The organism is Spirillospora sp. NBC_01491, from assembly GCF_036227065.1.
Taxonomy (GTDB): Bacteria; Actinomycetota; Actinomycetes; order Streptosporangiales; family Streptosporangiaceae; genus Spirillospora; species Spirillospora xylanilytica.
Genome location: NZ_CP109432.1, coordinates 8075361 through 8100939 on the forward strand (window position 1 = coordinate 8075361; position 25579 = coordinate 8100939).

30 protein-coding genes, 1 tRNA gene and 2 pseudogenes are annotated in these 25579 nt (G+C 71.0%); 17 read left to right on the forward strand and 16 right to left on the reverse strand.

Annotation, left to right across the window (positions count from 1 at the left end):
• Positions 1-71: 71 nt before the first annotated feature.
• The 3 genes and pseudogenes from OHA34_RS37510 to OHA34_RS38610 all read right to left on the reverse strand — a co-directional run bounded on the left by OHA34_RS37510 (position 72) and on the right by OHA34_RS38610 (position 3117).
• Positions 72-1859, reverse strand: a complete 1788-nt coding sequence (locus tag OHA34_RS37510; RefSeq protein ID WP_329520248.1) for a WD40 repeat domain-containing serine/threonine protein kinase — start codon at positions 1857-1859, stop codon at positions 72-74.
• Positions 1852-1995 carry a hypothetical protein gene (locus tag OHA34_RS37515; protein WP_329520249.1) on the reverse strand — a complete coding sequence of 48 codons (144 nt, stop codon included), beginning with the start codon at positions 1993-1995 and terminating at the stop codon, positions 1852-1854. The genes OHA34_RS37510 and OHA34_RS37515 overlap by 8 nt, the downstream gene beginning before the upstream one ends.
• Positions 1996-2629: 634 nt before the next feature.
• Positions 2630-3117: pseudogene (locus OHA34_RS38610) on the reverse strand (ATP-binding protein).
• A 448-nt stretch (positions 3118-3565) separates the two neighbouring features.
• Between OHA34_RS38610 and OHA34_RS37520 the strand changes: the two are divergent.
• From OHA34_RS37520 to OHA34_RS37540, 5 genes are all read left to right on the forward strand, one after another.
• Positions 3566-3835 carry a metal-sensitive transcriptional regulator gene (locus OHA34_RS37520; RefSeq protein WP_285936534.1) on the forward strand — a complete coding sequence of 90 codons (270 nt, stop codon included), beginning with the start codon at positions 3566-3568 and terminating at the stop codon, positions 3833-3835.
• Between the two features lie 159 nt (positions 3836-3994).
• Entirely contained in the window at positions 3995-5365 is a 1371-nt protein-coding gene (locus tag OHA34_RS37525; protein ID WP_285936533.1) for an MBL fold metallo-hydrolase, read from the forward strand.
• A gap of 45 nt (positions 5366-5410) precedes the next feature.
• Complete coding sequence (locus OHA34_RS37530) at positions 5411-6016, forward strand: rhodanese-like domain-containing protein (protein ID WP_329520250.1); 606 nt, start codon at positions 5411-5413, stop codon at positions 6014-6016.
• On the forward strand, positions 6013-6783 hold the full coding sequence (locus OHA34_RS37535; RefSeq protein ID WP_285936531.1) for a sulfite exporter TauE/SafE family protein: 771 nt from the start codon (positions 6013-6015) through the stop codon (positions 6781-6783). The genes OHA34_RS37530 and OHA34_RS37535 overlap by 4 nt, the downstream gene beginning before the upstream one ends.
• Before the next feature lie 277 nt (positions 6784-7060).
• Positions 7061-7258: a helix-turn-helix domain-containing protein gene (locus tag OHA34_RS37540; protein WP_443029660.1), complete on the forward strand. Its 198-nt coding sequence runs from the start codon at positions 7061-7063 to the stop codon at positions 7256-7258.
• Positions 7259-8148: 890 nt separating this feature from the next.
• On the opposite strand, the gene OHA34_RS37545 is transcribed toward OHA34_RS37540, so the two are convergent.
• The 4 genes from OHA34_RS37545 to OHA34_RS37555 all read right to left on the reverse strand — a co-directional run bounded on the left by OHA34_RS37545 (position 8149) and on the right by OHA34_RS37555 (position 9904).
• A complete protein-coding gene (locus tag OHA34_RS37545) occupies positions 8149-8490 on the reverse strand; it encodes a hypothetical protein (protein ID WP_329520251.1) in 342 nt (113 codons plus the stop codon).
• Between the two features lie 622 nt (positions 8491-9112).
• Complete coding sequence (locus OHA34_RS37550; RefSeq protein ID WP_285936528.1) at positions 9113-9235, reverse strand: hypothetical protein; 123 nt, start codon at positions 9233-9235, stop codon at positions 9113-9115.
• An 18-nt stretch (positions 9236-9253) separates the two neighbouring features.
• Positions 9254-9529, reverse strand: coding sequence for a GIY-YIG nuclease family protein (locus OHA34_RS38615; protein WP_443029661.1), 276 nt, complete (start codon positions 9527-9529; stop codon positions 9254-9256).
• Positions 9530-9700: 171 nt separating this feature from the next.
• Complete coding sequence (locus tag OHA34_RS37555; RefSeq protein WP_329520252.1) at positions 9701-9904, reverse strand: hypothetical protein; 204 nt, start codon at positions 9902-9904, stop codon at positions 9701-9703.
• Positions 9905-9966: 62 nt separating this feature from the next.
• Here OHA34_RS37555 and OHA34_RS37560 point away from each other — a divergent pair.
• Positions 9967-10576 (forward strand): annotated as a pseudogene (locus OHA34_RS37560) (transposase); the annotation flags it as partial.
• On the opposite strand, the gene OHA34_RS37565 reads toward OHA34_RS37560, so the two are convergent.
• Entirely contained in the window at positions 10566-10946 is a 381-nt protein-coding gene (locus OHA34_RS37565; RefSeq protein WP_285936527.1) for an Imm32 family immunity protein, read from the reverse strand. The pseudogene OHA34_RS37560 and the gene OHA34_RS37565 sit on opposite strands and share 11 nt — an antisense overlap.
• Before the next feature lie 104 nt (positions 10947-11050).
• On the opposite strand from OHA34_RS37565, the gene OHA34_RS37570 reads away from it, so the two are divergent.
• Positions 11051-11233 carry a hypothetical protein gene (locus OHA34_RS37570; protein WP_285936526.1) on the forward strand — a complete coding sequence of 61 codons (183 nt, stop codon included), beginning with the start codon at positions 11051-11053 and terminating at the stop codon, positions 11231-11233.
• A gap of 93 nt (positions 11234-11326) precedes the next feature.
• Here OHA34_RS37570 and OHA34_RS37575 read toward each other — a convergent pair.
• Positions 11327-11400: transfer RNA gene (locus tag OHA34_RS37575), tRNA-Pro, on the reverse strand.
• 156 nt (positions 11401-11556) lie between these two features.
• On the opposite strand from OHA34_RS37575, the gene OHA34_RS37580 reads away from it, so the two are divergent.
• A complete protein-coding gene (locus tag OHA34_RS37580) occupies positions 11557-12186 on the forward strand; it encodes a hypothetical protein (protein WP_285936462.1) in 630 nt (209 codons plus the stop codon).
• 115 nt (positions 12187-12301) lie between these two features.
• On the forward strand, positions 12302-13048 hold the full coding sequence (locus OHA34_RS37585; RefSeq protein ID WP_329520253.1) for a glucose 1-dehydrogenase: 747 nt from the start codon (positions 12302-12304) through the stop codon (positions 13046-13048).
• On the opposite strand, the gene OHA34_RS37590 is transcribed toward OHA34_RS37585, so the two are convergent.
• Both OHA34_RS37590 and OHA34_RS37595 read right to left on the reverse strand, forming a co-directional pair.
• On the reverse strand, positions 13035-13181 hold the full coding sequence (locus tag OHA34_RS37590) for a hypothetical protein (RefSeq protein ID WP_329520254.1): 147 nt from the start codon (positions 13179-13181) through the stop codon (positions 13035-13037). The genes OHA34_RS37585 and OHA34_RS37590 overlap by 14 nt on opposite strands.
• A gap of 164 nt (positions 13182-13345) precedes the next feature.
• Positions 13346-13594 carry a hypothetical protein gene (locus OHA34_RS37595; RefSeq protein WP_329520255.1) on the reverse strand — a complete coding sequence of 83 codons (249 nt, stop codon included), beginning with the start codon at positions 13592-13594 and terminating at the stop codon, positions 13346-13348.
• 31 nt (positions 13595-13625) lie between these two features.
• Here OHA34_RS37595 and OHA34_RS37600 point away from each other — a divergent pair, with 31 nt between their 5' ends.
• Positions 13626-15002 carry a VOC family protein gene (locus OHA34_RS37600; protein ID WP_329520256.1) on the forward strand — a complete coding sequence of 459 codons (1377 nt, stop codon included), beginning with the start codon at positions 13626-13628 and terminating at the stop codon, positions 15000-15002.
• Here OHA34_RS37600 and OHA34_RS37605 read toward each other — a convergent pair.
• Positions 14972-16018: an AraC family transcriptional regulator gene (locus OHA34_RS37605; protein ID WP_285936456.1), complete on the reverse strand. Its 1047-nt coding sequence runs from the start codon at positions 16016-16018 to the stop codon at positions 14972-14974. The two genes, OHA34_RS37600 and OHA34_RS37605, sit on opposite strands and share 31 nt — an antisense overlap.
• Before the next feature lie 71 nt (positions 16019-16089).
• Between OHA34_RS37605 and OHA34_RS37610 the strand changes: the two genes are divergently transcribed.
• Positions 16090-16935, forward strand: a complete 846-nt coding sequence (locus OHA34_RS37610) for a short-chain dehydrogenase/reductase (protein WP_285936455.1) — start codon at positions 16090-16092, stop codon at positions 16933-16935.
• 495 nt (positions 16936-17430) lie between these two features.
• Positions 17431-18207, forward strand: a complete 777-nt coding sequence (locus tag OHA34_RS37615) for an SDR family oxidoreductase (protein ID WP_329520257.1) — start codon at positions 17431-17433, stop codon at positions 18205-18207.
• A 145-nt stretch (positions 18208-18352) separates the two neighbouring features.
• Here OHA34_RS37615 and OHA34_RS37620 read toward each other — a convergent pair whose 3' ends face one another.
• Together OHA34_RS37620 and OHA34_RS37625 are read right to left on the reverse strand one after the other, a co-directional pair.
• On the reverse strand, positions 18353-19228 hold the full coding sequence (locus OHA34_RS37620; RefSeq protein ID WP_329520258.1) for a hypothetical protein: 876 nt from the start codon (positions 19226-19228) through the stop codon (positions 18353-18355).
• A gap of 32 nt (positions 19229-19260) precedes the next feature.
• A complete protein-coding gene (locus OHA34_RS37625; protein ID WP_329520259.1) occupies positions 19261-19812 on the reverse strand; it encodes an RNA polymerase sigma factor in 552 nt (183 codons plus the stop codon).
• A 161-nt stretch (positions 19813-19973) separates the two neighbouring features.
• On the opposite strand from OHA34_RS37625, the gene OHA34_RS37630 reads away from it, so the two are divergent.
• Positions 19974-20963 carry a DUF6301 family protein gene (locus tag OHA34_RS37630; RefSeq protein ID WP_329520260.1) on the forward strand — a complete coding sequence of 330 codons (990 nt, stop codon included), beginning with the start codon at positions 19974-19976 and terminating at the stop codon, positions 20961-20963.
• 70 nt (positions 20964-21033) lie between these two features.
• Here the strand turns inward: OHA34_RS37630 and OHA34_RS37635 are convergent, their stop codons facing one another.
• Positions 21034-21660: a hypothetical protein gene (locus OHA34_RS37635; protein ID WP_329520261.1), complete on the reverse strand. Its 627-nt coding sequence runs from the start codon at positions 21658-21660 to the stop codon at positions 21034-21036.
• A 203-nt stretch (positions 21661-21863) separates the two neighbouring features.
• Here OHA34_RS37635 and OHA34_RS37640 point away from each other — a divergent pair, with 203 nt between their 5' ends.
• Positions 21864-22520, forward strand: a complete 657-nt coding sequence (locus OHA34_RS37640; RefSeq protein WP_329520262.1) for an alpha/beta fold hydrolase — start codon at positions 21864-21866, stop codon at positions 22518-22520.
• Positions 22521-22548: 28 nt separating this feature from the next.
• Positions 22549-23214 carry a winged helix-turn-helix transcriptional regulator gene (locus OHA34_RS37645; RefSeq protein WP_285936447.1) on the forward strand — a complete coding sequence of 222 codons (666 nt, stop codon included), beginning with the start codon at positions 22549-22551 and terminating at the stop codon, positions 23212-23214.
• Positions 23215-23305: 91 nt separating this feature from the next.
• Here the strand turns inward: OHA34_RS37645 and OHA34_RS37650 are convergent, their stop codons facing one another.
• A complete protein-coding gene (locus tag OHA34_RS37650; RefSeq protein WP_285936446.1) occupies positions 23306-24073 on the reverse strand; it encodes a nucleotidyltransferase domain-containing protein in 768 nt (255 codons plus the stop codon).
• A gap of 171 nt (positions 24074-24244) precedes the next feature.
• Between OHA34_RS37650 and OHA34_RS37655 the strand changes: the two genes are divergently transcribed.
• Together OHA34_RS37655 and OHA34_RS37660 are read left to right on the forward strand one after the other, a co-directional pair.
• Positions 24245-24952 carry a YqeB family protein gene (locus tag OHA34_RS37655; protein ID WP_285936445.1) on the forward strand — a complete coding sequence of 236 codons (708 nt, stop codon included), beginning with the start codon at positions 24245-24247 and terminating at the stop codon, positions 24950-24952.
• A gap of 42 nt (positions 24953-24994) precedes the next feature.
• Positions 24995-25573, forward strand: a complete 579-nt coding sequence (locus OHA34_RS37660) for a TetR/AcrR family transcriptional regulator (RefSeq protein ID WP_329520263.1) — start codon at positions 24995-24997, stop codon at positions 25571-25573.
• Positions 25574-25579 lie beyond the last annotated feature (6 nt).

A 25579-nucleotide genomic window follows, 5' to 3' on the forward strand; every position in this document is an offset into this window, starting at 1 on the left:
AGGCGGACCGGCGTTACCCCACGAGTCCGGGGCCGACGGCGGGCTACCCGATGGTGGGCTTCGGTGCACGTTCAGACTGGTGCGCTCTGGTTCACGAGTGCCACGTCCCACAGCCGCACGGTGTGGTCGGCGCTTGCGCTGACGAGGGTCCTGCCGTCGGGACTGAACGCCAGCGCCTCGACGGTGTTGGTGTGGCCGGTGAGGGGCCGGGTGAGGGGCCTTCGGGCGGCCACATCCCACAGCCGCACCGTTTCGTCATCGCTCGCGGTGGCCAAGACCTTGCCATTGGAGCTGAAGGCCACCGCGCCGGCGGCGCCTCTGTCCACGAGGGGGTCACCGATGGGCTTGCGGGTGCGCGTGTTCCACAGCCGCGCCGCCTGGAAGTGGCTTGCGGTGGCCAAGATCTTGCCGTCCGGGTGGAACGCCACCGCACCGACACCGTGGCTGTCGCCCTTGAGCGGCTGGTAGACGGGCCTACGGATCGCCACGTCCCACATCATCACCTGGGTGCTCGCGGCGACCAAGGTCTTGCCGTCCGGGCTGAACGCCAATGCGCCGACGCCGTTGCTGTGCACGAGGGGCACGTCGTGGTGCTTGCGGGTGTCCAGATTCCACAGCCACACCGTCCCGTCGCCGTCTCCGGTGGCCAAGGTCTTGCCGTCGGGGCCGAACGCCACCGACCAGACGGAATCGAAGTGGTCGGGGAGGGGCTTGCCGAGAGGGGCGCGGGTGACCATGTCCCAAAGCCGCACCGTCTTGTCGTCGCCCCCGGTGGCCAGGATCTTGCCGTCGGGGCTGAACGCCAGCGCGCGAACGGCGCCGCTGTGGCCGGTGAGGGCCTGGTGGTGGGGCGTGCGGGTGGCCACGTCCCAGAGCCGTACCGTCTGGTCATCGCTCGCGGTGGCCAGAGTCCTGCCGTCCGGGCTGAAGGCCACCCCGCTGACTGGCCCGCTGTGACCGGTGAGGGGACGACCGAGAGAGGCTGGGCCAGCGGGGGCGGGAGTGTGGTTCCCGCGGGGCCGTTCAGCCCGCCGGTCGCGAGTGAGGAGGTAGCCGACGGGGACGGCCAGCGCGAGAGCGGCGGTGCTCGTCGTGACCAGGAAGGCGCGGCGCGAGGGCTGGGGGAAAGGTGTTACGAGGGCGAGGCTCGCCAGGTCTGGTGCGGTGCCGGCTGATGCAGCGGCAACTGGTTGCGGGGTGGCCGGTTGCGGCGCGGCCAATGCGGCGAGAGCGGTGGCGGCGGCCTCGGCGGTGGGACGCCGCTCGGGATCACGGTTCAGCAGGTCGCGCAGAATGGATGCCAGGCGCTGAGCGCGCTGGGTGGGGGCGGGTTCACCCTGGGAAACGGCCAGAAGCAGCGCCCCGAGGGTGCCGCCGCTAAAGGCGGGACGGCCTTCGACGGCGGCGTACAGGGTGGCGCCCAGGGACCAGATGTCAGAGGCGGAGGTGGCCTGGCGGTCGTTGACCTGTTCAGGCGACAGATAGGCCGGGGTGCCCACCAGGGCGCCGGTGGCAGTGAGGGTGACCTCTCCGGGGACGGCGGCGATCCCGAAGTCGGTGACCACAGCCCGCCGGCCTTCGATCAGGATATTGGCGGGCTTGATGTCCCGGTGCACGATCCCCGCCCGGTGCGCGGCGGCCAGCGCTGCGGCGACCTGCTCGCCGATCCGGGCGGCCCACACCTCGTCCAGCGGACCCTCGTCGCTGATGACGGCGGCCAGGGAACTGCCCTCCACCAGCTCCATCACGATCCAGGGCAGATCGTCCTCATCGTGGAACTGGTCATAAACGGTCACGACGCCGGGGTGCTTGAGCATCCCGATCGACCGCGCCTCCCGCGCCACCAGCTGTTCACGCAAGTCGGCGTCCAGGCTCAGGGGGGAGCTTGAGCTGCTTGAGCGCCACGTCCCGGCGCATCCGCTCATCGTGCGCGCGCCAGACGGCGCCCATCCCGCCCTCGCCCAGCATCTCCACCAGCCGGTATCGGCCGATCACGACTTTCCCAACACCCTGCATCACAGCCGAACACAACCACATCGATCACATTGTCCGGTACCGTCACGGCCCGATTGTGACCCCGGCGGTGCCCGGAACCGCCAGGTCGCGGTATCAGTTGTCTGGAATCGTCGTCCCGCCCAGACCTGGCGAGCCCTGGGCGGGAGAAGCCGAATACCGGCGGTGACCGGCGTCGGTGAGCTGGGTGCGGAAGGACCGCACGCCCAGTTCGATGCGGCGGGAGCTGGAATCGGATTGGTCTAGGCCCACGAACACTGGGGAGAGCACAGCCGACTGGAAACCGCCGGCGGAACAGAATCCGCCGTAGCCCACGGCGTGAGGTCGAGTTCGGATACCGAAGCGCCATCCTGGCCAGCGTCTCAGCTGTCCAGTAGGGATGCCCGGGTGGGGGGAATCCAAAGGCTTGGAGCTGTTGCGTCTCCCCTCGCGCGATGGGGAGCAGCCGGCGGGCACCTTGGACGGTCGGGCGGCACCCTGACGGATCGCTGGTGCCTACCGGTCGCGGAACGTGCGCGGGAGGCTGAGGGGCGCGGGGGCGCTGGTGGAGCGCTGACCCGTCCGGCCGGGTCGTCGGTCGGGCCGGAGGAGCGGGGCCATCGTTTGGATCCTTCAGTCAGGCGAGTTCGGTGGCTTGGCGGGCTCGGGTCTGGGCCATCCGGAAAGAATCATTGCCGGTGTCGATGATCGTGGCGTTGAAGGTGAGACGGTCGACGATGGCGCCGCAGAGACGGGGGTCGGTAAAGGTGTTGGTCCAGCCGCCGAGCTCTCGTTGGAGGCGATCGCGACGCTGGCCCTCTCCGCGCGTTCGGTGAGTACCTGGAAGAGCAGGTCGGCGCCGCGTTTGTCGAGCTCCATGTAGCCCAGCTCCTCGATGCAGGGCAGGTCGACGCGGCCGTAGCGGGTGATGGTCTGTTGAGCTGGGGTTCGTCGGCGGCCTCGACCCGTTCGTTGACCAGCTTGGCGGCCAGCACGTACTTGACCCGGAAGCCGACCATGGCGGCCTCGGTGCCCAGCGCGATAAGCAGATGGGATTTGCCGATGCTCCGAGTCACCGATCAGGCAGAGCGGGTGCCCATGCCTGATCCATTCGCATTTGGCCAGGGTCTAAACGGCGGCGGGCAGGATGTTGGGGTTGGCCCAGCCTTGTAGGCCGCGGTGAACGAGCGGCGCTTGGGCCTGGCCGGCCGCTCGTTCTGGCTGCTCATCGGTCACCCGCCATCTTGCCGCTCAGTCATGGCGGCCTGGTCCGCGAGGGTCGTCGTCGACCGTGTCGATCGTCTTGTCTCGCCCTGCTTGATATTAGAAGGACTCATTCGTCCCATGTCTCACTGGAGTCTGAGAGAGGGGGCGGATGTCCATGGTGGGTGCCGGGGTGCCGGGGGTGCCGGGGTGCCGGGGTGCCGACAGGGAGGTGACCTCCGCCTCGATGCCCCCGGAAGTCACCGCCGGAGTGGACCCGCTGCGCGGTGGTGGGTGATGTGTGACCAGACACATCAATTTGCCTGGTCACATACCCCAGGGGGTATGTTGTGGGTGATTAGGGGGAAGCATGCAGATGAATCAGGAGCTGGCCGGTGATGCGCTGGTGCGGCTGCGCCGGGCCCAGGGCCAGCTCGGTGGCGTGGTCGCGATGATCGAGGCGGGCGAGGACTGCACCAAGGTGCTCACCCAGCTGGCGGCGGTCTCCAAGGCCCTGGACCGGGCCGGGTTCAAGCTCGTGGCCAGCGGGCTGCAGCACTGCCAGGCCGCCCAGCAGCGCGGCGAGGAGCCGCCGATGGACATCGCCGACCTGGAACGCCTGTTCCTGGCCCTGTCCTGACCTCGCGGTCGTGACCCTTCCGGGGCGGGTCCGAGGGCCCGGTCCCGGCGCTCACACCTGATCTGACACCTCCGCCACCGCCAAGCCCTGCCGGGGCTACCGGCCAGGGCGGAGCCATGACCGGCACATACCCCCCCGGGTATTGAGGAAAGGTGAATCATGGAGATCGTTTCGTTCCGGACCCCAGGGCTGGGGGACCAGAGCTACCTGCTGATCCACCAGGGGCAGGGGGTGCTGGTCGACCCGCAGCGCGACATCGACCGGTTCCTGGAGGCCGCGGCCCAGCGCGATGTCGAGCTGCGGTTCGTGGCCGAGACCCACTTGCACAACGACTACGTCTCCGGTGGCCCGCAGGCCGCGCTGCGCAGCGGCGCCGAGCTCGTGCTGCCCGCCGCCGCGGCCCCCGCCTACCGGCACACCCCGGCCTTCCACCTGGAGGACATCTCCGGCGGGCGAGGACTGTCGCTGCGCCCGATCCACACCCCCGGCCACACGCCCGAGCACACCTCCTACCTGGTGCTGATCGAGGGCGAGCCGGCCGCGGTGTTCTCCGGCGGCAGCCTGCTGGTCTCCTCAGCCGGGCGGCCCGACCTGCTCGGGCCCGAACGCGCCCGTACTCTGGCCCGGCACCAGCACCGCTCACTGCGCCGCCTGGCCGGGCTCCCCGGTCATGTGGAGCTGCTGCCCACCCATGGCCAGGGGTCGTTCTGCACCTCCAGCGGCGCGGGACGCTACACCTCCACCATCGCCGCCGAGAACACCGGCAACCCGCTGCTGGCCATCGACGACGCCGAACAGTTCGCCGACCGGCTGCTGGCCGAGCCGATGCCGATTCCCGCCTTCTACCAGCACATGGGACCGGCCAACACCTTGGGCGCACCGCCCCAGCCCGCCGCCGCCCCACCGCTGATCGGCCCCGGCCAGGCGCCCGATGGCGCGCACCTGGTCGACATCCGCCCCCGGGCCGAGCAGGCCGCCGGGATGCTGCCCGGCTCGCTCGGTATCGAGCTGGCCGACGACTTCGGCAGCTGGGCGGGCTGGCTGCTGCCCTATCAGGCACCGATCATCCTCGTCGCCGGGACCGGCGCTGACACCGAGGGCGAGGCAGATGAGACCGCGCCCGGTGCGCAGGTACGCCAGGCGGTCACCCAGCTCGCCCAGATCGGCATCGACAGCGTCCAGGGCGTCATCAACGATCCCGGGCCGGCCGCGACCAAGGGGTTCGAACTGCTGGAACTGTCCGAGTTCGCCGCCCGGCTCGCCGAGCCCGCCGCCCAACTACTGGATGTGCGGATGCCCAGCGAGCAGCGCGCCACCCCCTACCCCGGCGCGGTCCACCGCTTCCTGCCCGACCTGGTCACCAACGGCATTCCCGCCGGACTCGACCCCGCCCGGCCCGTACTGGTGGCCTGCGGTTCGGGCCGCCGCGCCGCCATCGCCGCCAGCCTGCTGCTGCGAGCCGGCTACAGGCCGATCGTACTGACCGGCGCCGGCGTTGCTGACCTGCGGTCCACCGCGGCAGCCACCTGACCAAGATCTTGAATCTGACCACCTCTCACGCGAAGGACCCCTTTGATGACCTCCACTCCCAACCTCGATGTATCCGCCGCACAGGCCCTCCTGCACGGCGACCCCGCCATTCAGGTCGTGGACGTCCGCACCCCCGCCGAATACGCTGCCGTTCACATCCCCGGCGCCCTCAACCTGTCCCTGGACCAGATCGAGACCCACCCGCAGCGCATCGCCGCTGCCGCGGCCGGCCCGATCCTGCTGGTGTGCCAGACCGGCGGCCGTGCCACCCGCGCATACGGCGTCCTCACCGGCGCCGGACTGGACCAGGCGCAGATCCTGGCCGGCGGAATGAACGCCTGGACCGCCGAGGCCGGCCCCACCGCCCGCCTCGACGGCAGGCCGCGGTGGGGACTGGAGCGCCAGGTCCGCCTGGTCGCCGGCGGCATCGTCGCGTCCTCCATCGCCGCCAGCCTCCGCTGGCCACGGGCCCGTTTCCTGGCCGGTGCGATCGGCGCCGGGCTGGCCTTCGCCGCCGTCACCGACACCTGTGCCATGGGCATGGCACTGGCCAAACTCCCCTACAACCGCGGCCCGCGCTTCGACCTCGACCACTCCCTGGCCAAGCTCCGCTCCCGCGGTACCGGCGGTGAGAGCCAGGAGCAGGCATGACCCTCGCCCTGGTGCTCGCGGGCGCGCTCATCGTCGGTGCCACCCTGGGCCTGCTGGGCGCCGGCGGATCGGTCCTGGCCGTACCGGTGCTGGTCTACGGGGCCGGGCAGCCGATGACGGTGGCCATTCCTACCGCGCTGGTTGTGGTCACCGTCTCCAGCCTCGGCGCCCTGGTCCCACGGCTCGGAAAAGGACAGGTGCGCTGGCCCGTCACCGTGGTCTTCGCCACCGGTGGCGTGCCGGCGGCACTGGCCGGTGCGGCAGTGGGCCGCGGCCTACCCGACCGGCTACTGCTTCCGGCCTTCGCACTGGTCATGATCGTCATCGCCATGCGGATGCTTCGCGGCGGCGAGAGCACCGGCGGCGCCTGCCGGGCCACCGGCGGCCGTGTCAACCGCCGCCGCTGCCTGCCCCGCGCCCTGGCCACCGGAGCCGGCATCGGACTGCTGACCGGACTGCTGGGCGTCGGCGGCGGCTTCGCCGTCGTCCCCGCCCTCACCCTGCTCCTGGGCCTGCCCGCCGCCGAAGCGGTCGCCACCTCCCTGGTCATCATCGTCATCAACTCCATCGCCGCCTTCGCTGGGCATGCCGGCACCGCCGCGGAGCTGGACTGGACGATCATGCTCGCCTTCGCCGGCGCGGCGCTGCTCGCCTCCCTGGCCGCAGGCAAGCTCGCCGGACGACTGGACGCCGACCGGGTGCGGCGCTGGTTCGCGTGGACCATCCTGATCCTGGCCCCCATCACCGCCGCCGGCGCCTTCACCTGACCCACGTCCCGACGCACGACCACGAGCACCCCGCGCTCTGGGCACAGCCTTCCGGAATGAGCACCGCGGCTCGGTGCGGTCGGACGAACTGCGACTACGGAGGATCACGTTGAAGGCGGACGGCGATCACGTGGATTGTCGTGAGCTCAGTCGAGGGCGTCAGTGGCGCCCGCGATCGACGGCAGCCTGATCTCGAGTTCCACATCCAGCTTGAACCCGCCAGCTTCTCGCCGCCCATAAGTCTGGAGGCACGATCGTGCAACCATGAAGTACACCGATCTCGCCGAACTCCCACCGTCGTCAGCATCATGACGCGGCCAGAGCACTGGGCCTCTCCCGAACATGCGCCTACGACCTCGCCAAGCGAAACAAATTTCCCTGCCGTGTCATCCGAATCGGCACCGTCTATCGCGTTCCAACAGCCGGACTTCTGAACCTGCTCGAGGCGAACCAGGTGCGTAGCCAGATCTCCTGAGCACCTGGGCAGGCCATGTCACCGAGAGGGGCCGTGTGCCACGCACGGCCCCTCGACGGCCGCCATCCTTGCGTACGTTTTCGCGCGCCCTGGATGGCTTCGAGAAGCTCTGCGTCGTGCATGTGGTCTCGTCATCGCCCCCGCGCTGATCGCCTGCGACAATAGCAATGTTGGCTGCTGACGCTGATCGGGCGTTGTCCGGCTTGCTCTGGACGGGCGAGGTGGCGGCGCTTTGGACCCGGGTCCCTGTGGGGTGAGCGCAGTTGAGCGTGTGGCTCTGGCTGAGGGGCAAGTCAGCATTGGGGGCTGTGAGCGCCGGGATCGGCGGTTGTGCTGGCTTGTGTTGAAAGTGGCCGGTTGGTGGTGGCGTGGCCTGATTCGGTGGGGCGCGTAGCGGGGTGCCCGGTCCTGGGAGCTGGAACACATGGCGGGTGGATCTTGGGCCTGTCGATGTCGTGGCGTCCGGTGTGAACCTTCTGGCGGCCGGGTGGCGGGGGTTCGTCCACTAACGAACGACTAACGAACAAGCGAAAGGCCAGCTCCCCGTGATGGAGAATTGGCCTTTGACCTGCGCTTACCCGGTCGGGACGGCGGGATTTGAACCCACGCCCCCTTGGCCCCCAGGACTGCGGGGGAAATGGTATGTGCACCTCAAAGCAACTCTCGAACGTGTGTGTGAAGTGCTGTGACCAGGGTTGTGTTCGCCGCGACGCATCGCGTGTGGTCCCCGTGTGGTCCTCAAGGTGGACAGTTCGATTTGCGTTGGGGCGCGCCCGTAGCCTGGATGTGGCAGACGGGCGATACCCGCCTGCCTGCATCGGCTAGCTTCGAGCCAGGCCTCAAATTCCGGCCTGCGAGCCAGCTGCGCGTGCGGGCCGAATTATTGACCGCTAAGATTGTCTAGTATCTGTGATGATCTGATTAATCAGAGAGTCGGATACTGTTTGAAAAACGGGTTTCACTTCAACGCTCCAGACGAAGGTGCCCTTGATTCCAGATATAAAGGTGCGTTCGTCATAGATTATTTTTTCGAATTTCTTTGTCTCGCGCGAAAGCTCGATTATATTGCCGACATCTACGTCGACAAGATGGTTCAAGTTGGAAGCCAAATCGACATTAGGCATTTCCACCCACGAGAGTGCCGCGAGTGCCAGATTTTGACCTCCTTCTCCGATTTGCATGTATGCCCGTGCCAGGTACTTGCATGGGTTGGATCGGAAGTATTCATGCATCTCACCTTCTGAATGTCTCGCGCAGTCACTGTCGAATCGCACTGAGAGTTTCGTCTTGAGGTGGTGTGCTGTCAATGCGGCTTCGGCTCGATTGAAGTTATTCCTAGCCGCTACTGATAGTGCATTGGTGGGTGTCTGAGCCTGGGACCCTTTTGTTGATTTCGACGATAGATACTTGACTGTGAAGCCCAAACTTGGGACTGCCACGACCAGTGCGACGATGATAATAGCAAGGCGCAATACGATGTCGTCGCCATCGCCTGGCCCGGGGACGTTTGATTGCCGGCCTGGGTTCCTTCTTCGGTAGCCCCTAACCCATTTCCCGTCTCGGAAATGTGGGCGCACATTGTGCGACATTCGCCGCTCCCGGTGTCCCTGCTAGCTGAGTCCTTAGATGATTCACTAGGTGCCTATCACGGCGTAGGGCAGGATCGACACTGTCCCTGGCGTGCAAGGTTGTACTCTGACCACAAGAGGCTAATCCCTTGCTGGGGGCGCTTCGCCTGCTGGTGTCGCCTCGCCGAAGGGAGAGAGCCTGGAGGTGATCAAGGTGAACGGTCTCGGACTAACTTGGGGGCGGGGTGCCGTAGCCATGATCGGCGAGCGGGCTTAGTCGGGCCTCTCACCTGGTGATGGGCAACCCGCGTGCTCGCTGGCGTACTTCAGCACGCAGCGCCGCGAGCTGAGTATGGAAGGCGTTGTGACGGTTCTGGTCGAGGTTCAGCGGCAGGTTCAGCTGTGTCATCTGTGCTGACTCGACTGTTTATGGCTCGGGGTGCTTGATCCAGCAGACCTGGGCGTGTTCGTGCATCCACTCCGTGAGAGTGGCTTCTCCCATCTGGGCGAAGGTTAGTCGCATATCGCTTCCGACTCGCCGCAGTTCCAGCCCCAGCAGGCATCCGAGCGAGAGCCGGAGTGTGGATCCGTAGGCGTTGCCGCGGTAGTGGTAACGGATGCGCCTGCGAAGGTGTTGAGAGCTAGGTCGCGTGGGGGAGTTGACGCCTTTCGCACATGTTTTGCCTAAAGTTCTGCCCGGAATGCCTGGAGGCGTCGGCGGAGCACATCATCGCGTTCGCTTAGTTTGCAGTACTCTTTATAAGCCTTTTGGAATATTTCTAGGCATACGATCCCTCTGGAGTCGTGCAGCGAGATTAGTTCGTACACGAACGCGGGCAGCTCGGCCATCGCGGCGGGCGTCCGGGCGCGCTCCTCAACGCGACGCGTGATCATCGGTTTGCGACCTCCGGGTGTCAGGTGAGCGGAGCTCGTACCCGGCAGTCAGGTAGTGGACGGGGGCAACGGCGATGGTCACCTTGACCGCCCGTCCTTCGGCTGTCACGCCCACGTGCGTGATCTCGATGACGGTCCGCTCAGGGCCGATCTCCAGCGCGTTCGCCTTCGCGTCAGTGGGCACGCGGCTCGGGATGATCTGCTCACGAGCCGAGACCTGCGGATAGCCCAGTTCGCTGAGGGCGCCGTAAAGCTGACGGTCGCGACGCGGAGCCCAGCGCGGGTTTGATCGACTCGCAGTCCGTCCGCACCGCCGATACCGTCCCCGCTGCCACCAGGGGCTTCGACGCGGGTAAGAAGGTGAAGGGCCGCAAGAGGTTCATGGTCACCGACACCCTCGGCCTGCTCTTGGCCGTCCACGTCGTCGCGGCGAGCATCCAGGACCGCGACGGCGCGAAGCGGCCGTTGCGGTGGACCAGGCTTGACCACCCCGGGGTCCGGAAGGTCTGGGCCGACCAGGGCTTCGCCGGCCGTCTGGTCGACTGGACCGCCCAGATCCTCGGCCGTGAGCTGGAGATCGTCCGCAAGGGATCCTGACCAGCGCGGCTTCCAGGTCCTGCCCAAGCGGTGGGCGGTGGAGCGCACCTTCTCGTGACTTACCGCCCACCGGCGCCTCGCCAGGGACTATGAGACCAGCCCCGCCCGCTCGGAGACGATGATCCGCTGGGCGATGATCGGCATCATGGTCCGCCGCCTCACCCGAGGCCGACCGGCAACCAGACCAGGCCCACGATCACTCTCTCGCACTGAGGCCTGTGACCGCCGTGCAGCCGAGAGCTCTCCGCTCACCTCATGAACGCAATCACCAGAGGGGCCGACTCTGGCGCGATGTGGTCGCAGGTCGGGGAGTCGACGTGGCAATGATCGCTTGCATCTGCCTCGGAGGCGAAGTCTTCGATGTTGTCGGCGAGGAGGTTGAGAGCTTCCCGCCCTCCCTGGATCCTCAGGATCCTGTCCTCCGTGACGATCGAAGCGGTGTCGCGCTCCGGATCCTCCCGGAACGCGATCTCGGACAGCGACCTTTCGTAGGGAGAGGGGTGCCGGTTCTCCGAGAGATCACAGCTTCCAGCCTTCCCCCGCAGCAGCTGCCCGAACGCCAGGAGCCCTCGACGCGTCCCGGAGAGCTCAAGCTCCCTGGTTTCCCCGCTGTACAGAACCTGCAACATCACATGCCCTCCTACCTGCCGATCCTACTGATCACCAAGGCGGATCGCCCTGCCAGTCCTACGGCTTCACAACAGATCTCAAACGCGGTCTGAGTGACAGCGGAGTGCCGATCGAGAACATCGCCGATCTGTGCGGGCACTCCGGGACGGCGGTCACCGAAGAGGTCTACCGGCACCAGCTCAGGCCGGTGATCACCAAGGGCGCCGAGGCGATCAACACCGTGTTCGGCGCGAGCAAGGCCGAGCCGACGAAGAGGAAGACCCAGAAGTCCGCGACAGTCGCGTGACGGTGGCTCCCCGTTCGGCTCCCCATCGACTTCCAAGATCGAAAAAGGGCTCCGGAATGATCTCCGAAGCCCTTCTGACCTGCGCTTACCCGGTCGGGACGGCGGGATTTGAACCCACGACCCCTTGACCCCCAGTCAAGTGCGCTACCAAACTGCGCTACGTCCCGGTGCCTGCCGCAGCAGGCGTGATTACTCTAGCGCAGTCTGCGGGGTCGTACGCACAGGGTTTGGTGGCTGGAGGTCCGGTGGGGATGGCGGTGAGGCCGGTGGAGGGGGTGTCGGCGGGGTATGCGGTCTTTGATCGCGGGGCCGGGGAGACGCTGGTGGGGTATCGGGAGCGTCGGCGGTTCCGGTCGGCGTCGGTGGTGAAGGTCCTGATCGCGCTGGATCATCTGCGGTCGGGGCGGGACGAGGGGTTGCTCGGGCCGATGCTGCGGTCCAGTGATGACGCGGCGGCCAGCGAGCTGTGGCGGCGGGGTGGGCAGGGGGAGATCATCGAGCGGATGGTGGCGCGGGCGGGGTTGGCCGAGACCGCGCCGCCTCCGGCGGAATGGCCGGGGTTCTGGGGGTATACGGCGGTCAGTGCGGCCGACGTGGTGCGCATGTATCGGTATGTGCTGGACGAGGCGTCCGAGCGGGACCGGGAGCTCGTCATGGGGCATCTGGAGAGGGCCACGCCGTGCGGGAGCGACGGGTTCGACCAGACGTTCGGGATCCCGCGGGCGCTCGGGCGGCCGTGGGCGGTGAAGCAGGGGTGGGCGGGATTCGGGGAGGAGCCGGACGGGCGTGCGGCGCCGGGGCTCGGGCTGGGGCGGCCGGTGCTGCACACCAGCGGGGTGGTCGGCGACCGGATCGTGGTGGTGCTGACGCTGCATCCGGCGGGGACGTCGTTCCGGACGGCGTCGGCCCGGTTGACCACCCTCACTCGGCAGGTCCACCGGGCCGCGGGGTAGGCGGCGGTGTGCTGGAACCTGGCGGTTGCGAACGTGTCGGCTTGGAGGCTTGGTTCTGGCCCGGTTGGTCCGGTGGGTGATTTCCTTGATCCGAAATCGACGCTGAGGAGCAGCCATGACCCCTGAACTCCGCCTGGACGGCAAGGTCGCCATCGTCACCGGGGCCGCCCGGGGGCAGGGCGCGGCGGAGGCCCGGCTGCTCGCCGCGGCCGGGGCCCGCGTCGTCCTCACCGACCTGCTGGAGGGGGAGGGGGGCGAGACGGCCGCGTCGATCGGGGAGGCCGCGCTGTTCGTCCGGCACGACGTCACATCGGCGGCGGGGTGGGACGAGGTGGTGCGGCGGGCGCTGGAGGCGTTCGGCCGGATCGACGCGCTGGTCAACAACGCCGGGATCTGGCGGACCGCGCCCGTCGACGAGGAGACCGAGGAGCGGTTCGAGCGGATCCTCCGGGTCAATCTGATGGGACCGTTCCTCGGGATCCGGGCGGTCGTCCCGGCGCTGCGCGCGGCGGGCGGCGGGGCGGTCGTGAACATCTCCTCGACCGCCGGGCTGCGCGGCATCGCGGGGCATGCGGCGTACGGCTCGTCGAAGTTCGGGCTGCGCGGGCTGACCAGGTCGTCGGCGCTGGACCTGGCCGGCGACGGGATCCGGGTGAACTCGGTGCATCCCGGCGCGGTCGACACGCCGATGGTGGCGGAGGCGAACCGCGAGCGCGGCGAGGGACGACTCGAGCGGATCCCGCTCAAGCGGGCCGGGGTGCCGGACGACGTGGCGGGGCTGGTGCTCTTTCTGGTCTCGTCCGCGTCCGCCTACATCACCGGCACCGAGTTCGCCGTGGACGGCGGCCTCACCACCGGGTGACCGGGCGGAGGGCGGACGCGTCGCCGGTGACCGTGACGTGCGGGGCGCCGACCAGGTGCGTGCAGCCGCCGGCGATCTGGCGCTGGTGGGCGGTCGACCCGACGATCGCGGCGATCTCCCCGCGCCCGGTCATGAGCAGCTCGTCGACGTCGTAGACCCCGTCCGGCTCCCAGAGGAGGCCACGCCGTCGGCGTCGCCGCCGTCGACCGTCGGCCCGTACGACAGACCGGCCGGGTGATCGCCAGCTCGTCCTCCAGTGCGCGCAGCCGAGCCTCGACGGACGCCAGGCGGTCGTCGTCAGCCGTCATCGGTGCTCCCGAAGGCCAGTCCGGCCTCGTCGTCCAGCATGCGCGGCGCCTCCAGCTGTTCGAGGTAGTGGTCGGGCGAGCGGGACGCCAGGCCGGCGCTCGCCACGGTGGCGCCCGCCGCGCGGACGGCCTCCAGCCTGTGCTCGACGTCCCCGGGGGGAGTGACGACCAGGCGGCCGAGGTGCTGCGCGAGGCCGGCGTGATCCGGCTGCTCCAGCCCGCCCGGTACGGCGGGCACGAATGCCACCCGCGAGTTCGCCGAGACCGTCATGAAGATCGCGAGCCCGGACGGTGCGACCGGTTGGGTGGCGGGCATCATCGGCGTGCACCCGTGGGAGATGGCCTTCGCCGACCCGCGCGTGCAGGAGGAGGTCTGGGGCGGCGACGCCGACACCTGGATCGCGTCCCCGTACGCGCCGATGGGCGTCGCGCGGCCGGTCGGCGGCGGCTACGTCTTCAACGGGCGCTGGCAGTTCTCCTCCGGCACCGACCACTCCGACTGGATCTTCCTTGGCGGGTTCCTCGGCGACGCCGGGGGCGAGGCGGTGCAGCCGCCGGTCTCGCTGCACCTGATCCTGCCGCGCTCGGACTACGAGATCGTCGAGGACTCGTGGGACGTGGTCGGGCTGCGCGGGACCGGCGGCAAGGACGTCATCGTCAGGGACGCGTTCGTGCCGGGCCACCGGGTCGTCCCGTTCGCCAAGGTGATCGACGGGTCCGCGCCGCGCGAGGCGGGGCTGACCAACCCGACCTACCTCACCCCGTTCTCATCGGCGGGCACTCGCCACCCGCGGCGCGCCGGGCGGGCGGCTCGGCGACGGGCTCCAGCCGCTCGGCGTCGCGGGCGACGACCTGCGCCGCCTCGTCCAGACCATGCGGGACGAGGCCGAGCGCGGCGGCCGGGACGCCGGCGCGCTCGAGACCGAGGCCGCCGAGCGCGGCGTGGAGCAGGCGATCGCGTTCGACGATCCGGCCGGGACCCCGGTCGAGGTGTTCTTCGGACCGATCCTGGACCATCGCCCGTCCGCACCGGCCGGGGACAGCGGTTCGTCACCGGCGCCCAGGGGATGGGCCACCTGGTGCTGCCCACGACCCGGATGGAGGAGACGGTCTCCTTCTACACCGAGGTCCTCGGGTTCCTGCCGCGCGGCGCGATCCGGCTGAGCGGCGGCGACCCGGCGGCGCCGCCCCGCAGGGTCAGATTCATGGGGGTGAACCAGCGGCACCACAGCCTGGCGGTGCGGCCCGCGCCGTACGCGGGCGACCCGGGCCTGGTGCACCTCATGGTCGAGGTGGACGGCCTCGACGCGGTCGGGACGGCGCTGGACCGGGTGCGCGAGTGGGGCTTCTCCATCTCCTCCACGCTCGGCCGGCACACCAACGACAAGATGGTCTCGTTCTCCGTGCGCACCCAGGCGGCTGGGACATCGAGTACGGCACCGAGGGCATGCTCGTCGACGAGGCGCACTACACCGCCGAGGAGATCACCGCCGACGGCTACTGGGGCCACGACTGGTCCGGCACCGAACCGCCGGCGGCCTTCTCTCCGCAGACGTGACCGGGCGGGCCCGCCCGTGACCGCCGCGGACATGGCCGGGCCGGTCGCGCCGTCGGCTCAGGGGCGCCTGGCGGCCGAGTCCCGGTAGCGGCTGGGCGGGACGCCGTGCCAGCGGGAGAACGCGTGGGTGAACGCGGCGGTCTCGGCGTAGCCGAGCCGGCGGGCCACCTGCCCGACGGTCAGCCCGGTCGTGACCAGCAGCTCGGCGGCGAGGGTACGGCGCACCTCGTCGCGGAGGGCGCGGAACGAGGCGCCTTCGCGGGCCAGCCGCCGGTGCAGGGTGCGCGGCGTGACGCCCAGCTCGGCGGCGATCTCGGCCATGCCGGGCGGCGCCGCGGCGCGGGCCAGCAGCCGCCCGCGGACGGCCGCGGCGGAGCCCTGCCGCCCGCCGCGGCGGTCCAGCAGCTCGCGGCACTGGTCCCGGCAGACCCGGGCGATGTCCGGGTCTGCGGCGGGCAGCGGCTCGTCGAGCAGCACGCCGGGGAACGTCACCACGTTGCGCGGCCGGTCGAACCGGATCCGCGCGACGGGGACCGCCGCGCGGAGCTGCGGGCTGGCCGGCACCCGCACCTCGAGCTCGGCCGACGCGGCGGGGAGCCGCCCGGCGAACAGCACCGGCAGCAGCCCGCCGATCGCGGCGAGGTCGCGTTCGACGAGGAAGGCGCGGACGTCGCCGGGGAGGTCGCGGTCGTCGAGCAGGATCCGGGCCCGCCCGCCGTCCTCGCGCAGCGCGGGCCGCAGGAACGACGGGCTCAGCGCCAGGTAGCGCAGCGCGAGGCCGATCGCCGCGCGGAGCGTCGGGCTGGAGAGCAGGGCGTAGCCGAGGACGCCGGTGGTGCCGAGGGTGTGCAGCGCACCCGCCTCGCAGCCGAGGCCGGGCCGGTCTCCCAGTTCCGCCAGCAGGTTTCGGACGATCGCCAGCTCCTGCCGCGCCTCGATCGCGCCCGCGTCCCCGCCCAGGTCGCCGGGCCTCAGCCCGGACCCGCGCAGGCACGCTTCGGCGGAGAGCCCGTGCGCTGCGCCGGTCCGGAGCAGGATCGCGGCGGCGGCGGGGCCGCGCCGGAACTCCCAGGGCGGGGGAGGCTGCTGCGATTCCGGCGGCATGGTCCGAAATTATCAACAGGCGGTCCGGTGTCGCCATTCACCCCGGTTGGCGCCCGGCCTACGGTTCGGGCATGGCGACTTCCAGGACCGACGGCAAGAGCCCGCTGACCGGCCGGGTGATCGTGATCAGCGGGGCGGGGCGCGGCATCGGGCTCGCGACCGCCCGCCGCCTGATCGGCACGGGCGCCCGGGTGGTGCTGCTCGACCGGGACGCCGGCGTGCACGAGGCCGCCGCGGGGCTCGGCGACCGGGCCGCGGCGTTCACCGTCGACGTGACCGACGCCGGGGCCATGACCGCGGTCATGGACGAGGTGGCGGCGCGGCACGGCGGCATCGACGCGGTCGTCGCCAACGCCGGCATCAGCGGCCCGAACGCGACCGTCGAGAGCGTCGACCCCGCCGCGTTCGAGCGGGTCGTGGAGGTGAACCTGCTCGGGGTGTGGCGGACGGTCCGCGCCGCGCTGCCGCACGTCCGGGCCCGCCGCGGCTACATCCTGATGACCTCGTCGATCGCCGCCGCGATCCCGTGCCCGACCGTCGCGGGGTACGCGGCGTCCAAGGCGGGCATCGAGGCGTTCGGCCGGGCCCTGCGCATCGAGCTGGCGCACACCGGGACCCAGGTGGGCATCGCCTACTTCGGCGCCGTCGACACCGAGCTGGTGCGCGGGCTGATCACCCGTCCCGCGCTGCGCGAGGGCCTGGAGAAGATGCCGCGCCGGCTCGGCGCGCCGATCCCGGTCGACCGGGCGGGCGCGGCGATGGCCGGCGGCGTCGAGCGGCGCGCGCGGACGGTGTACGCGCCGTGGTGGGTGCCGGCGCTGCTCGCCGTCCGCGCGCAGCTCGCGATGGCCGACCCGCTCGCCGCCCGGATCCCGGCGCTGGCCCGGCTGATCGAGGACACCGGCAAGCCGGGATGAGCCGCGCCGGGTCCCGATGAGTGGACTGCGCGGCGGCCACGATGATCAAAGCTGCTACGGGGTGGGCGGGCGCGGGACGGCTACTGGGGCTTCGCCGTCCTGGTCGAGGCCCGCGCCGATGACGACCGCGCGGGCCCGGCCTACGAGGCCCTTGCCTGACCCCGCCCGCATCGGTCAGCCGTCGTGGCCGAGCAGCCTGCGGGACGCCTCGTGGGCCCCGGCCACGAGCTCGGCGCGGGGGAACCCGCTGCGCTTCTCGGCGGCCCCGCGGTGCCGCCCGCGATCCAGACCGGGCCGTCGGCGAGGTGCGCCAGCCCCTCGCGGGCCACGTCCCCGGCCCGGCGGCGTCCGGTTCGAAGTGTCCGATGGAGGCCATCCCTCCCGGTGACCGGGACGGGCGATCGTTCTTCCCCGGCCCGTGCCGGTACCGTCGCCGGGGCCGAGATCCCGGCCGACGGCGATCCCGTGCCCGACCCGAGCGAAGGGACCATCGACATGACACGCACGATCGCGGTGAGCGGGAGCGCCTCCGGTATCGGCCGCGCCGTGGCCGGCCTGCTGCGCGACCAGGGGGACGAGGTGATCGGCGTCGACCTGAAGGACGCCGAGGTGACCGCAGACCTCGCCACCCCCGAGGGACGCGCGCACGCGGTCGAGGCGGTGCTCGGGCTGTGCGGCGGGACGCTCGACGGCGCCGTCCTGTGCGCCGGCCTCTCCGGGCCGACCCCGCTGACCGTCCGGGTGAACTTCTTCGGCGTGGTGGCGATGCTGGACGGGCTGCGGCCCGCACTCGCCGCGGCGGTCCGGCCGCGCGCCGCGGTGGCGGGCTCGATCTCCGGCACCCAGCAGGCCGACCCCGACGTGATCGCGGCGTGCCTGGACGGCGACGAGACGGCCGCCCTCGCGGCGGCCGAGCGGACCGTGGCGCGCCACGCGGGCCATCGGCTCTACCCCTCGTCGAAGTCGGCGCTGGCGCAGTGGCTGCGCCGCAGCGCGGTCACGCCCGGGTGGGCGGGCGCGGGCATCCCGCTCAACGCGGTCGCGCCGGGCGTCGTGCTCACCCCGATGACGACGCCGCTCTTCGAGGATCCGGCGATGCGCCGGGTGATGGACGAGGCGGTGCCGATGCCCCTGAACGGGCACGCCGAGCCCGAGGTGGTGGCCGAGGTGCTGCGCTGGCTGGTGAGCCCCGCCAACTCGCACGTCACCGGGCAGGTCCTCTACGTCGACGGCGGCGCCGAGGCGACCCTGCGCGGCCCCGGAGTCTTCTGACCCGCGGGAGGGGCCGCCCCCTTCCGGCGGCGAGATCTCGGCGGCCGGAGACGTGTGCGTCAGCGCGTCCGGCCTGTTCATCGCGGTCCACCCGCCCCGCCCCCGCTGACGGTGCGGGCGGTGCGGGCGGTCCGCTCGACGCGGGTCACCCGGTCGGTGTGGGCTGAGGGTCCCCCTCGGCCGGGCTGACCATCAGCGTGGCCACTTGCGAGCTGTGCAGCCACGCACCCGTGACACGCCGGCCGGGGGCGGGACGCCAGGAGGGGGCCGGGGTGAACCAGCTCCCGGACCCGCCAGGGGTGAAGGACCCGATCTCGTAGACGGCCCCGAGCCCGTTCCCGCGCAGCCGCGCGAGCGCGTCCGCGACCGTGAGCCCCCTCAGCTTCAGCCGCTTCAGCGGATCGCCCTGCTGGGGCGGGTCGTCGGCGTAGACCTCTCCCGGCCGGGCCCGCCGGCCCAACGTCACCTCCATGGGGGAGTGAACGTCGCCGCTCAGCCGCAGCGTGAGGGGGCAGGCTCCCGCGGGCGGGCAGGTGAACGGCGTGACGTCCACCTCCCTCGTCCGGCCGCCCGTGGGCATCTGCCTGTCGTCGCCCTCCGCCGTCCCGCCGAAGCTGAGGACCCGGCGTTCTGAGCGCGGCGATACCGGGACGATGCTCAGCCTCACGTTCAGGCCGAGCTTGGCGAACGCCTCGGCGAACTCCCGCTGGTCGGCGTAGGCGTCCTTGACGCGGACCTCGTACACCTCGCCCTTGTGCTCGATCGCCACGGCCGCGTTGGCGTAAGTACGCACCGGCTCCGGACCGGCACCGGTCAGCGCGACGAGCGCCATCGCGGCCATCGCGGTCGCCGCGGCGCCCGCCGGGAGCAACCGGGCGTACCGGGGACGCGGCGCCCGCACGGCCTCCGGCCGCTCCGCGGTGATGGCGGCGAGCAGCTCGCGCGCCCCGGGACCGCTGGTCAGCTCCTCGTCGCGGACGGTGGCCAGGCCCGCGACGAGGTCGTCGATGGAAGCCGTCATCTGATCTCCTGCACGATCGAACCTCGGACCGGTCACGACGCCGCCCTCTCCGCCCGGCCGAGCCGGCCGGCCGGGGCGGCGGGGTAAGGAGTGTCGACCCCGGCGGCCCGCAACCGGCGCGCGAACCGCCGCCGCGCGCGGTACAGCCGGATGCTCACCGCGTTGCGCGAGCACCCGAGGACGGTCGCGATCTCCGCGACGCCGAGCCCCTCCCAGGCGACCAGCGTGAGGACCTCGCGATCGGCCTCTGCGAGCTCCCGGAACACCCGACCCACCGGCGCGGCGTCCTCCGGCCCCGGCACCGCTCCGGACATCGCCTCGAGCTCGCTTCGCAGCGCCGCCGTTTTGAGCAGGTGCCGCCGCTCGCCGCGCCGGTGGTTGGCCAGCACGCGCCGCGCCGTCCCGAACAGCCAGAGCCGGGCCTGGTCGCCCCCGGGCACCTCCGCCGCGCGGCGCCACGCGATCGTGAACGTCTCCGCCACGATGTCGGCCGCGTCGTCGACCGAGCCGCAGCGCCGCAGGACGTAGCCGAGCAGCGGCTCGTAGGCCTGTGCGTAGACGGCCGCGAACTCATCCTCGTCCACAGCGGTTCCTCATGCGCTCTCCTCGCCTTCCGGGTGCCGTCCTCCAGTACTTGTCCGGAAGACGAGGGATCTTTCCAAACCGCCGGCCGCTGTCCCGCAGGTGGTCGGGGTCGACGTGAACTGCGCCCGAGATGTCGGTGAGGGTCGCTAGCGTTCGCGGCATGAGCATCAGGCTGACCAATGCCGAGATCGACCACCTGGTCCACCGCTTCGACATCTTGGATCTGGAGCAGTGGGACCGGGGTGCGATGGAGCGCGCGGCCGCCGGTCTGGGCTGGAGGCTCCGGTCCGAACTCGCGGAGGGGCTGACGTTCATCGGGCCGCTGCCGGACGGGTGGAACTTCGCCTACCGGGGGCATGTGCACGGGTCGCCGCGCGAGGGCGCCTTCACCATGCTGGAGTGCGAGCTGGCGCGCACCGGGGAGACGGCCGTTCTGACAGAGGTGTTCCTGGCGGCCAAGGCGGCGGCCGAGAAGCGGATCGGTCCGGCGCCGATCTGGCGCGGGCCCGGCCCGGTGTTGCGCTGGCGCCGGCCGGAGACCCTCTTGGAGATCGAGCGGACCGGAAACACGGTGCGGTTGCGGCTGCTGCCGGCCGATGTGGCCGAGAACCACGAGTACCAGCTGGCCAAATGGGGCGAGCGTGACGACGCGGTCGCCGAGATCGGGGTGTGGCAGGCCACCACGACCGAGGGCGCGGCGCTGGAGGGCGTGTTCGTCCCCGGCGGCCACCTCGCCGAGACCTGGGACGAGTTCGGCGAGTGGCTCGAGGAGACGCTGGCGGCGCTATCCGGCGCCATGGGGCCGCTCGATCAGGAAGTGGTGCTGGTGATGGCACCGGTCACCGACCGGTACCCGGGGTTCGTCCAGTTGCGCTGCGACGCTCGGCTGCTGCATCTGGAAGCGGGCACGGAGGGACTCGATCCGCGCAAGGCGGCGGAACTGGGCTGGCAGCAGGACGACGCGGAGAACCTGGTCCACGTCATCGATTTCGGCCATCCTCGGCCTTCCGACATCGAGGCCGCGGCCCGGGTGCTGGTGAACACCCTGCGCGTCCAGGACGTACCGCTGGACGATCTGCACTGCACGGCATGGCTGGGCAAGGGCGGCTACAGCCTGGACCTGTACGGGCTGGGCATCCCACAGAACTGACTGGCGCCCTCGCCGTCACCGGCGGTCCCGCACCGTCCGCCGCCCCACGGTGCGGGACAGCTCTAAGCCGTCACGACGTCGTGGCGGAGATCTTGATGGCGGGGGTGAGCTTGAAGGAGGCGTCGAAGCCGATGGTCTCTCCTGCGGTGAGGGAGCCCGCGCACGAGGTGGTCCCGTCGGGGAGGGTGCCCAACTGGGCCTGGGCGGTCGTCGCCTTCAAGGTGCCGGTGCCGTTGACGTAGCTCAGCTTGGTGTTCTGGGTGACGAAGGCGCACTTGCCGTCGAGCGAGCCGAGAACGTACTGGACCCATCCGGCCGTGATGGACGTCCTCCCCTGGGCGGCGTCGTAGGCGGTGCCCGTCAGGGGCGCGTTCCAGTGCGACGAGTCGATCCGCACGCTCCACTTCACGCCCCCGGGACCGGCGCACGTGGTCCCCTCGCTGGTTTCGAGGGTGCCGAGCGCGCCCGTGGTGTTGGTGCGGCCGGTGGCGTGCCCGCTCGCGTTTAGGCCGGCGCAGGTGACCAGCACCTCGCCCGCGGCGTTCTTCACCGTCAGGGGTCCGCCGGGGCTGGTGAAGGCCCCGTCGGCGTTGGGGTTGGTGACCGTCCAGGTGGTCGTGGCGGCCTGCGCCGGGGCCGCCACCGCCGCCGTCCCGGCCGCCGCCGCCGTCAGGACAGCGAAGAACGTGGTGCGCATGCTGGATCAGCTCCTCCGCCCGCGGACGGGCCTCAACCGGAGATCACTTGCCCTGGCACCGAGCAACGTAACCCGCCGCTTATCCAAGATCAACCGTTCTGGACCGGGAGGCTCAATGCTTCCGCATAATTGATCTAGCACTTCAAAAACAGGAAGCTACTAGGTTAGTATCAAGCACTCGCTGATCTCTAGGGGGACTCGTCATGACTACTTTCATCCTTGTCGCCGGGGCCTGGCACGGCGCCTGGGCCTGGGACCGCCTCGTTCCGCTGCTCAAGGGCGCACACACTCTGGCCCCCGACCTCGCCTTCGACGCCGGCACCGGACTGCACGACCACGTTCGGGAGGTCGTCGCCGCCGTGGACACGGTGGACGGTGACGTGGTGCTGGTCGGGCACAGCTATGCCGGGCTGGTCGTGCGGGAGGCGGCCGATCTGAGGCCCGAGAGGGTGAGCCGCGTCGTCTTGGTGGACGGCTGGGCGGGCGGCGACGGCGTGAGCCTGTTCGGGCTGGCGCCGGAGGCTTTCGAGAAGGCCGTCCGGGCCGGGGCGGACGGAACGCTGGTGCGCGTGCCCAAACCGGAGGTCTTCGGCGTCACCGACCCGGACGACGCCGCATGGCTCGCCCCACGCCTGCGTCCCCAGCCCCTGGGAACCTTCATTGAACCCACCCGGCTGAGCGGCGCCGTCGACCGGATCCCGGGGACGGCCATCTGCTGCCGGCCGGCCACCTACGCGTTCGACCGGTTCGCCGAGGCGGTCGGATATCGCGTCCTCACGCTGGACGGCCCGCACGACGTGATGCTCACCGACCCGGAAGCGCTCTCCCGGCTGATCCTGGAGGCCGCTTCGATTCAGTAACAGAAAGCCCGAGCATTAGCATGATGAAGTGGATCAGCGAAGCTACGCCCAGTACTGCGCGACCGCGCGCACCCTCGACATCGTCGGAGAGCGCTGGACGCTGCTCCTGGTCCGCGAGCTGCTGACCGGTCCCAAGCGCTTCGGCGACCTCCAGCGGAACCTGCGCGGCCTCGGTACTGGGCTGCTGTCGGCGCGGATGAAGCACCTCGAACGCGAGGGACTGGTCGAGAGGATCACCCTTCCACCGCCGGCCCGCACCCCCGCCTACGCCCTCACCGAGGCGGGGGCGGAACTCGGGCCGGCGGTGCTCGCGCTGGCCCGCTGGGGCCTGCGGTGGGCGATGGACGACCCCCGGGAGGACGAGGCGTTCCATCCCGGCTGGGCGGTGCTCGGGCTGAAGGCCGCCTTCGTCCCGGCCGCCGCCGCGGGCCTGACCGCGGTCTACGAGTTCCGCACGGGCGACGAGACCTTCCACGCCCGGGTGGACGACGGCGAGATCGAGACCGTGTACGGGCCGGCCCAGCACCCCGACGTGGTCATCACGCTCAGCGCCGACGCCTTCCGCGAGCTGGCCTCGGGACACCTCCGGCTCGGCACCGCGCTCGAAAGCGGAGCCGCCACGGCGACCGGAGACCGGGACGCCCTCCGCCGCCTCGGCGACCTGTTCCGCCTCCCCGCCCGCCGAACACGCTAGGTGTACTTGGTCATGAGGTCGGCCAGGAACCGGACCCGCTCGGACGGCCGAGCCGGACCCGTCTCCGGGGGGCGGGCGGGGCACCGACCGGTCAGGTCCTCGCGAACGCGGCCTCCAGCAGGGCGGACGTCTCGTCGAGGGCGGCGGTGAGCGCGTCCGGGGTCGGGGCCAGGCCGCTGAGGACGCGGTCGACGTCGCGGAGGCCGGCCCGGTCCAGGAGGGTCTTCTCGTTGGTGACCCACTCGCCGCGGGCCGCGAGCACCGCGTGCGCCGCCTGGACGGCGGCGGTGGCGATGGCCCCGGCGCAGTCGGTGAGATGGCCGCGTTCGGCGTGGGCGGCCCGGGCGTAGACGAGGGTGAGCCGCGCGTCGCCCTGCCACCGTTCGGACGCGGCGCGCTTCAGCGCCCCGGGGTACTCGGGGCGCGGCAGCTCGCCGTGCAGGACCCGGTTGACGGCGAGCTCGGCGAGGAGGATGTAGCTCGGGATGCCGGCCAGGTGGAACATCAGCCGCTCGACGTGGAAGCTGCCTTCTCGCGCTTCGGCGAGCCCGCGCTCGACATCGTCGAGGTCCCGGTAGTGCACGTCGATGGACCGGTCGTCGACGGTCAGCCAGGCGCCGCCGTTGTACACGCCGCCGCCCCAGCCGCCGATCTCGGAGACCTCGCCCGGCCACCCCAGGGCGCGCACGTCGGCGGGGGCGAACGTGCCGCGGTAGTAGACGGCGAAGTCCCAGTCGCTGTCGGGTCGGTGCGTCCCGGCGGCCCGGGAGCCCCCCAGTGCGACGGCCTGCACGCCGGGCAGCCCGGCGAGCCGTTCCGCGACATGGGCGGGGAAGGATGTGTCATCGAAGGCGGGCATGGGCGCGAGTGTAGGAGCTCCCCGGGCCGGAGGCGATCGAATTTCGCGCGACCGGCGACTGAAGTCGCGGTGCGATCGACTCTTGGCCGTGGTCCCCGGCCGCCGCCCCGCCTAGCGTCCGTGGGAGAGGCCGGGCCGGACGGGTCTGGCCGCGACCGAGAGCGGGGCGTCGTGGACGAGCGGGAGTCGGTGCTGGGGTATCCGCGGGGCGATCTTGTCGTGATCATGGCGGGTTTCCCGGTGCTCGGGCTGGTCCTCGGGACGCTGCTGCCCTGGCTCGCGCGGTGGGTGACCCGGCTGCCGGTCCTGCCGATGCGGGGCCCGCTGGAGTTCGTCGGCGATCTGCGCGCGCCGTGGCAGGTCGCGATCTGCGCGGCGGCGGGCCTGGCGCTCGGGGCCGGGCTCGCGTTCATGGCGATGGCCGACGGGATGCGGCTGAAGGTGACCGGCGCGCGGATCGAGGCCCGGCGGGACGGCCGCAGCGAGGTGATCGACGGCGACACCGTGGCCGCGGTGTTCCTCGACGGGAAGCGGCTCGTGGTGCTCGACGCCGGGTCGCGGCAGGTCCTGCGCGGTGAGGCGCAGGCGTCCGCCTCCGCGCTCGCCGAGGCGTTCCGGGCGCACGGGTACCCGTGGCTGGACGCCGACCCCTACGCCGGCCTGTTCCACGCCTGGACGCCGCACACGCCCGAGCTCCCGGCCGAGGTCAACGCGGTGCTGGAGTCCAGGAGGGCCGCACTGAAGGCCGGTGAGGACGGCGAGGTCAGGGTGCTGGACGAGGCCGTCGAGAAGCTCGGCTTCACCGTGCGGGACGAGAAGGACCGGCAGTACTGGCGGCCCCTGCTCCCGAACACTGACTTGAACGTCCGTTTTGAATGAACGTTTTGAACGGGTGTTCAAGTCTGGGCTAGGGTGTCCGCCATGGGACATCGAGAACGGCTGATGGCCGGTGCCAAGCGCTGCCTGGAGGAGCGCGGCTACGCCCGGACGACCTCGCGCGACATCGCCGCCGCCGCGGGCGACGCGCCGGTGGGGACGATCAACTACCACTACGGCTCCAAGGAGGCGCTGCTCAACGCCGCCCTGATGGAACTGGTGCAGGAATGGGGCGACCGCACCCTGCACGCCGCCGAGCAGAAGGCCACCACGACCGCCGAGCGGCTGGAGCGGCTGTGGTCGCAGATCGCGGAGCCGGGCGACGGCGACCGGCCGATGCTGGTCGCGACCGTCGAGGCGCTGGCGCAGGCGACCCGCTCGCCCGAGGTCCGCGCCCAGATCGCCGACGCCTACGAGCGGGGCCGTCCGGACATGGCCGCCGAGCTGCACGGCCTCGACGCCGCGGACGACGCCGAGACCGCCCGCGCGGTCGGCTCGGTGCACATGGCGCTGATCGCCGGGCTCCACCTGCAATGGCTGGTCGACCCCGAGCGCGCCCCGTCCGGCCGCGAGGTCGCCACGGGGCTGCGGGCCATCGCGCGCGGTCTCGAGGCCGACGGCTGAGCGGGG